The sequence below is a fragment of the Mannheimia sp. genome (genome assembly GCF_056854775.1).
In genome coordinates, this window is the sequence record NZ_JBXGGI010000073.1 from 23,052 (window position 1) to 29,652 (window position 6,601).

Consider the following 6,601-nt stretch of genomic DNA (forward strand, 5'->3'; position numbering starts at 1 on the left):
TAAATATTGATAGCATTACTCCAATGTTAATTTTCAAAAAAGTTCCCTAATTTAAAAAAATTTCTCGACAACTCTATTTTTTGGGGTAAATTAAATACTATTTTTATTACTTAAGGACAAACACAATGCTATCTAACGAAGTTTTTATTTCGATTATCGTATTGTTAGTACTGAGCTTGCTTAGAATTAACGTGGTAATCGCTCTTATTATTTCTGCACTTACCTGTGGCTTAATCGGCAATTTAGGTGTTGAAGGTGTCGGATTTACTGATGCACTACAAAAAACAATAAAAAGTTTTACCGGTGGTTTAGGTGGTGGTGCAGAAACTGCAATGAACTATGCCGTGCTTGGTGCTTTTGCAGTAGCTCTTTCAAAATCAGGTGTAACCGATTTATTAGCTTATAAAGTGATTAAATCATTCGGACACAGCCCATCAGGTCGCTCCGTAACGTGGTTTAAATATATTGTACTATTTGTGTTAGTTGCCTTTGCAATGTCTTCACAAAACTTAATTCCGATTCATATTGCCTTCATTCCAATCTTAATTCCACCACTATTAAGCGTGATGAATAAATTAAAGATTGACCGCCGTGCGGTTGCTTGTGCTTTAACATTTGGTTTAACCGCCACTTATATGTTAATTCCGGCAGGTTTCGGTCAAATCTTCATTGAAAGTATCTTAGTTAAAAATATTAACCAAGCAGGTGAGCCATTCCAATTGGTAACTACAACCGCTGAAATGACAAAAGCAATGCTTATACCGGTATCAGGTATGATCGTAGGATTACTTTTTGCATTCTTTGTGTCATACCGTAAACCTCGTGTGTATGCAGAAAATACACCTGAGCCAACTGTTGATGATATTGAAACTCGAGTAGCTAACGTTAAATCTTTCCATATTGGAATTAGTATTTTAGCAATTATCGCAACCTGCTCCGTGCAATTAGCGACAAATTCAACCATTATCGGCGGTTTAGTCGGTTTAGTGATTTTTGCCTTAGGTGGCGTATTCAAATTAAAAGAGAGTAACGATGTGTTCCAAGCCGGCTTACGTTTAATGGCAATGATCGGTTTTGTAATGATTGCAGCCTCAGGCTTTGCCGGCGTGGTTAATTCAACCGGTGGTGTACCTGCATTAGTGGAAAGCCTGCGTGATGTTATCTCATCAAAAGAAATGGCAGCACTATTAATGCTTGTAGTTGGCTTATTCATCACAATGGGGATTGGCTCATCATTCTCAACCGTGCCGATTATTACCTCAATCTACGTGCCACTTTGTGTGTCTTTTGGTTTCTCACCACTTGCTACAATGGCGATTGTGGGTGTAGCAGCCGCATTAGGCGATGCTGGCTCACCGGCTTCTGACTCAACGCTTGGTCCAACATCAGGCTTGAATGCTGACGGCAAACACGACCACATTTGGGATTCTGTTGTACCAACCTTTATCCACTTTAATATTCCATTATTAGTGTTCGGCTGGATTGCAGCAATGACACTTTAAGTTATAATACGCAAAGTTTTCGCAAAATCAGACCGCTTGCAGAGATGACAAGCGGTCTATTTTCATCTATTTTTTGCAAAATCTTAGGATACTCAATGAAATTTATCTCTTTTAATATCAATGGCTTGCGTGCCAGACCGCATCAACTTGAAGCAATTATCGAAAAACATCAGCCCGATGTAATTGGCTTACAAGAAATCAAAGTGGCTGATGAAGATTTCCCTTACGATTTAGTCAATCATTTGGGTTATCACGTTTTCCATCACGGGCAAAAAGGGCATTATGGCGTTGCTCTATTAACGAAAAAAGAGCCGCTTGCAGTGCGTAAAGGTTTTCCAACTGATGTGTTAGATGCTCAAAAGAGAATGATTATGGCGGATATCGAAACCGATTTTGGCGTTTTAACTGTATTAAACGGTTATTTCCCACAAGGAGAGAATCGTAGCCACGAAACCAAATTCCCTGCTAAGCAGAAATTCTATGCTGATTTGCAACACTACTTGGAAACCAAGCTAAAGCCAGAAAATCCAATTATCATTATGGGCGATATGAATATCAGCCCGACCGATTTGGATATCGGCATCGGTGAAGTTAATCGCAAGCGTTGGTTGCGTGATGGAAAATGTTCTTTTTTACCCGAAGAGCGGGAGTGGCTAGAGCGTTTACACAGCTTTGGTTTAATCGATACTTTCCGTGCCGCAAACCCTGAGGCAAATGATAAATTCTCGTGGTTTGATTATCGCTCTAAAGGTTTTGACGATAATCGTGGCTTGCGGATTGATTTAATTCTCGCCTCAAAATCACTTGCTGAGCGTTGCGTAGAAACAGGGATTGATTTAGAAATTCGTGCGATGGAAAAACCATCTGACCACTCCCCTGTTTGGGCAATCTTTAAATAATTTGCAAAAAAATTTACTTTTTTAACCGCTTGTAGTGCTTTCACAAGCGGTTGTTTTTTCTCACTTTTTTGCATTTTCACGTCATACTATATCCCTTTTCAAATTTGTGCTACAATCAAACACTATTTTTAGACTATATTTAGATTATGAATACACGCTTAACCGTTATTTTACTGATTATTGTTGCCATACTCGGCGGTTGGTATTACAGCTTACAAGAGAAAGATAACACAGGGCTTGATCAGCTGATTAAAAAGGAAGGGCAGCCTGAATATGTAGGGAATAAAATGTCCACTACAGTTTATGATTTGAAAGGCAATCCACAATATTTCGCTCAGGCTACAGAAATCAAACGTTACGAATCCACCGAGCGAACCGAGTTTTTTAAACCTTTTATTGAACTTTTTGCAAAAGAATCCACGCAAAAACAGTGGAAAGTGAGTGCTGATTACGCTGAAATTACCAAAGAAAAAATGTTAAATTTAAAGGGTAATATCAAACTTGATGCGTTAGATCCTGCTTCTCGTTTACAACAGATCACTACGGATACTTTAACCGTTGATTTAAACACACAGGATATTTTTACCGAAAGTGCGGTAAAATCAATAGGCTCGGGCTTTACAACAACGGGAGTTGGATTAAAAGGTAACTTAAAACAGCAAGTTGCCACCTTGCAAAAAGAGGTAAAATCTTACATTGAACCGACTATTATTAAAGAAACAAAAGAATAATTTGCTTTTCAAAAGGAATAAAAATGAAATTAATGTTTAAATCTATTTTAGTAACGATGTTACTAGGTAGCAGTTTTTCAGCTTATGCGTTAAAAGGTGATACTGATCAGCCTATTAATATTGATTCAGGCAGCCAATCTTTAGATATGACGAATAATATCGTTACCTTTAGCGATAACGTAGTGATTACACAAGGCTCCATTAAAGTAACCGCTGCGAATGTAAAAATTACTCGTCAAGAGGGGAAAAAAGAGACAATTGATGCTACTGGTTCGCCGGTTACCTTCCAGCAAACCTTAGACAATGGCAAACCTGTAAATGGTAAAGGCAGTAGTGTTCATTACGATTTAAATTCAGAATTTTTAACCTTAATCGGCAATGCTGAATTAAAACAACAAGGTAGCTTTATTCGAGCAAATAAAATTACTTATGATGTGAAAAAGCAGCAACTTAAAGCGACAAGTGGCAGTAAATCACGCGTGAAAACCGTGTTAATTCCAAACGAACTTCAAGATAATAAGAAAAAATAGGGTTAATCTATGTCTGTACTTTATGCAGAACATTTAGCAAAAAGTTATAAACAACGCCAAGTCGTCAAAGATGTGAGTCTGAATGTAAAATCAGGTGAAATTGTTGGCTTGCTTGGTCCGAACGGTGCGGGTAAAACAACTACTTTCTATATGGTTGTTGGCTTAGTTCGCCACGATCACGGCACAATCCGCATTGATAATGAAGATATCAGCACATTACCAATGCACGACCGTGCAAAGCAAGGCATTGGTTATCTGCCGCAAGAAGCTTCTATTTTCCGCCGTTTGAGCGTGTATGATAATTTGATGTCCGTGCTACAAGTGCGTAAAGACATTAATGATAAAGAACGCAAAGACCGTGCTGAAGAGTTGATTTCAGAATTTCATATTGAGCATATCCGCAGCAGTTTAGGGCAATCGCTCTCCGGTGGGGAGCGTCGCCGAGTGGAAATTGCCCGTGCTTTAGCGGCAAATCCGAAATTTATTCTGTTAGATGAACCCTTTGCCGGGGTTGATCCCATTTCCGTGATTGATATTAAAAAAATCATCGTGAATTTAAAAGAGCGTGGCTTAGGCGTTCTGATCACCGACCATAACGTGCGTGAAACCTTAGATGTATGCGAACGTGCTTATATTGTGGGGAGTGGTGAAATGATAGCCAGCGGTACGCCACAGCAAGTGCTTGAAAATCCTGATGTAAAACGTGTTTATTTAGGCGATCAATTCAAACTTTAACTAAAATCCCCTTTTTAGGGGATTTCATCTTTAGATGAAAAATTATGACAAAATTAACGGAATTTTTAAGCCCTGAAAACATTCGTCAAGGCGTGTTGGTTTCCAGTAAAAAACGGGCGTTAGAGCTAGTCGGAAAAGTGGTGGCTGAATCCATTAACCAGTTGGAAAATTTACAAGAGCAAGACGAAGCCCTCTGTCCAGTAGAATGTTTTACCAAGTTGTTTAAGCGTGAAAAACTCGGCACAACAGGACTAAATCAAGGAATTGCAATTCCTCACGCAAAATTACCCGCTTGTAACGGCTCAACCTTAGACAAACCAATTGCGGTATTTTTGCAATTAGAAGAAGCCATTGATTATGAAGCACAAGATAACAAAGATGTTGATCTTATTTATGCGATTATGTTTCCTGAAAATAGCTGCGAACAATATAAAAGTTGCTTGCCACAAATTGCGAAACAATTAGCGGATAAATCCTTATTAAAACAGCTCCGAGCAGCAGAATCAGCAGAGGATATTTGGCAAATTTTGGTGTATGCTGATAATCACCTAAAAGATGAAGAATAATAGTGAGGCAATATGGAGTTAATCATTATCAGTGGGCATTCCGGCTCCGGTAAGTCAGTGGCATTAAGAGCATTAGAAGATGCAGGCTATTACTGCGTTGATAATATTCCTTTAGCCTTAATTCCAACCTTAACTTACTATCTTACTCAAGAAAACCGTTCTGCGGTCATTAGCTTAGATATTCGCAATCTGCCGAATACGCCTAATGCCATTGAAGAATTACTTACTCAGCTTGAACCTTTAAATACTAAGCTGATTTTCTTAGATTGTGATCGTAATACGCTCATTCGCCGTTATAGCGACTCTCGCCGTATTCATCCACTTTCCACACAAAATGATCTTTCATTGGAAGGAGCGATTGATCTCGAACGGAAATTGCTTGAGCCATTAGTACAAAATGCTAACTATATTATTGATACCAGCAATATCTCTTCACACGAGTTGGCAGAAAATCTACGTCATTTATTACAAGGTTCTAGCGATAAAGAACTCAAAATTATTTTCCAATCCTTCGGTTTTAAATACGGTTTACCTGCCGATGCCGATTATGTGTTTGATGTTCGCTTTTTGCCAAATCCACATTGGAATCCGGAGCTTCGTCCTATGACGGGCTTAGAACAGCCGGTGATCGATTTTTTAGAACGCCAAACCGATGTACATAATTTCATCTACCAAACACGCAATTATCTAGAAATGTGGCTACCAATGTTAGAGAAAAATAATCGTAGCTATTTGACTATTGCGATTGGCTGTACCGGTGGGAAACACCGCTCTGTATTTATTGCCGAGCAATTGGCAAAATATTTTCAAGCAAAAGGTAAGAATGTACAAATTCGCCATAAAAGTTTGGAAAAACACCATAAGAAAACCTCTAATTAGTTGAGCTACAAGCGGTTAAATTTTTTCCATAAATTGCAATTTTTAGAGAAAATTTGACCGCTTGTAAATGTTGAAATGCAATCAGTTATGAAATCTACAGATATTGTTATTATTGGCGGCGGAATGGTTGGACTTGCTCTTGCCGGGCTATTAAAAGAGACCAACTGCCAAATTAAAATCATTGAAAAAAACACGCCTCAATTTGATGATAGCAAAACTCACCATCGAGTCAGTGCTATCAATGCCTCAAGCCAGAAAATGTTGGAGCAAATTGGAGCATTCCAACAAATTCCCGAACATCGCCTCTCCCCTTATACTGAAATGTTTGTTTGGGAAAAAGACAGCTTTGCCAACATTCATTTCGATAATAACGATGCCGAAATTAAACAGCTAGGCTTATCACAACTTGGCTTTATTATTGAAAATGCGGTTATTCAACACGTACTCTGGCAGCAGATTTCTAAGCAATCAAACGTGGAATATATTGTTGCAACCCCGAAAACATTAGGTATAAGCGAGAATGGGGCATTTTTAACACTTGATAATGGCGAGATGATTTCAGCTAAATTAGTGATAGGTGCTGATGGGGCAAATTCTTGGGTTCGTAATCAAACTAAAATCCCCTTAACCAGTAAAGATTATCAACATACTGCCTTAGTGTGTAATGTAAAGACAACAGAAAAGCATAATAAAACTGCTCGCCAAATCTTTGCTGAAGATAGCATTTTGGCTTTCTTACCAATGGCAGATGAAAATCTT

8 protein-coding genes are annotated in these 6,601 nt (G+C 38.5%); all 8 read left to right on the forward strand.

Annotated features, from left to right (window positions below):
• Positions 1 to 125 precede the first annotated feature (125 nt).
• Complete coding sequence (locus ACJHV0_RS05480; RefSeq protein ID WP_483133603.1) at positions 126 to 1,502, forward strand: Na+/H+ antiporter family protein; 1,377 nt, start codon at positions 126 to 128, stop codon at positions 1,500 to 1,502.
• A 95-nt stretch (positions 1,503 to 1,597) separates the two neighbouring features.
• A complete protein-coding gene (xthA, locus tag ACJHV0_RS05485; protein WP_483133604.1) occupies positions 1,598 to 2,401 on the forward strand; it encodes an exodeoxyribonuclease III in 804 nt (267 codons plus the stop codon).
• A gap of 146 nt (positions 2,402 to 2,547) precedes the next feature.
• Positions 2,548 to 3,132, forward strand: a complete 585-nt coding sequence (gene lptC / locus ACJHV0_RS05490) for an LPS export ABC transporter periplasmic protein LptC (protein WP_334228979.1) — start codon at positions 2,548 to 2,550, stop codon at positions 3,130 to 3,132.
• 23 nt (positions 3,133 to 3,155) lie between these two features.
• Positions 3,156 to 3,662, forward strand: coding sequence for a lipopolysaccharide transport periplasmic protein LptA (lptA, locus tag ACJHV0_RS05495; protein WP_025235585.1), 507 nt, complete (start codon positions 3,156 to 3,158; stop codon positions 3,660 to 3,662).
• 9 nt (positions 3,663 to 3,671) lie between these two features.
• On the forward strand, positions 3,672 to 4,397 hold the full coding sequence (lptB, locus tag ACJHV0_RS05500; RefSeq protein ID WP_483133605.1) for an LPS export ABC transporter ATP-binding protein: 726 nt from the start codon (positions 3,672 to 3,674) through the stop codon (positions 4,395 to 4,397).
• A 44-nt stretch (positions 4,398 to 4,441) separates the two neighbouring features.
• Positions 4,442 to 4,963, forward strand: a complete 522-nt coding sequence (locus tag ACJHV0_RS05505; protein ID WP_483133606.1) for a PTS sugar transporter subunit IIA — start codon at positions 4,442 to 4,444, stop codon at positions 4,961 to 4,963.
• A gap of 12 nt (positions 4,964 to 4,975) precedes the next feature.
• Positions 4,976 to 5,842, forward strand: coding sequence for an RNase adapter RapZ (gene rapZ / locus ACJHV0_RS05510; RefSeq protein WP_283385565.1), 867 nt, complete (start codon positions 4,976 to 4,978; stop codon positions 5,840 to 5,842).
• Positions 5,843 to 5,929: 87 nt separating this feature from the next.
• A partial coding sequence (locus ACJHV0_RS05515; RefSeq protein ID WP_483133607.1) for an FAD-dependent monooxygenase occupies positions 5,930 to 6,601 on the forward strand: 672 nt, incomplete at its 3' end.

Excerpts from the sequence above, each read along its gene's own strand:
- ACJHV0_RS05480 (WP_483133603.1), top strand. The coding sequence starts at position 126 with ATGCTATCTAACGAAGTTTTTATTTCGATTATCGTATTGTTAGTACTG.
- xthA (WP_483133604.1), top strand. The coding sequence starts at position 1,598 with ATGAAATTTATCTCTTTTAATATCAATGGCTTGCGTGCCAGACCGCAT.
- lptC (WP_334228979.1), top strand. The coding sequence starts at position 2,548 with ATGAATACACGCTTAACCGTTATTTTACTGATTATTGTTGCCATACTC.
- lptA (WP_025235585.1), top strand. The coding sequence starts at position 3,156 with ATGAAATTAATGTTTAAATCTATTTTAGTAACGATGTTACTAGGTAGC.
- lptB (WP_483133605.1), top strand. The coding sequence starts at position 3,672 with ATGTCTGTACTTTATGCAGAACATTTAGCAAAAAGTTATAAACAACGC.
- ACJHV0_RS05505 (WP_483133606.1), top strand. The coding sequence starts at position 4,442 with ATGACAAAATTAACGGAATTTTTAAGCCCTGAAAACATTCGTCAAGGC.
- rapZ (WP_283385565.1), top strand. The coding sequence starts at position 4,976 with ATGGAGTTAATCATTATCAGTGGGCATTCCGGCTCCGGTAAGTCAGTG.